The organism is Photorhabdus sp. RM71S, from assembly GCF_042879355.1.
Taxonomy (GTDB): Bacteria; Pseudomonadota; Gammaproteobacteria; order Enterobacterales; family Enterobacteriaceae; genus Photorhabdus; species Photorhabdus kayaii.
Map to the genome: position 1 here is coordinate 1 of NZ_JBHFKV010000232.1, position 361 is coordinate 361.

Annotated in this window: 1 protein-coding gene; it reads left to right on the top strand. The window is 57.6% G+C overall.

Features of this window, described 5'->3' with window-relative positions:
- Positions 1 to 43: 43 nt before the first annotated feature.
- Positions 44 to 361: hypothetical protein (locus ACGF5R_RS24660; RefSeq protein ID WP_387693281.1), on the top strand; the 318-nt coding region annotated here is incomplete at its 3' end.

A 361-nucleotide genomic window follows, 5' to 3' on the forward strand; every position in this document is an offset into this window, starting at 1 on the left:
TCCAAAGGCTGACGGGTTAACCCTGACGAAACAGAGCAATCCGGTGAGTAACGCGCAGGGGCAGGTCACGGCGACCTTAACCAGCACGGCGGCGGTGAAGAATGTGCAGGTATCGGCAAAGGCGGCGGCGAATCCGTCATGGGTTAAGGCCGATAGCCCGGTAAGCTTTGAGGAGCTGAGCCTCAGTTATCAAGTAACCGGCGTGACGGTGGAAGTGGATAAAGACAAGAAGCGCTACAACAACGGCACTGACAGTTATACCTTCACGGCGACGGTGAAGGATGGGCACGGCAATCTGGTGGTGGATCAACCGGTCGAGATTGACTGGCAGACAGACCCCGCGGTGGCCGGGCTAAAACTG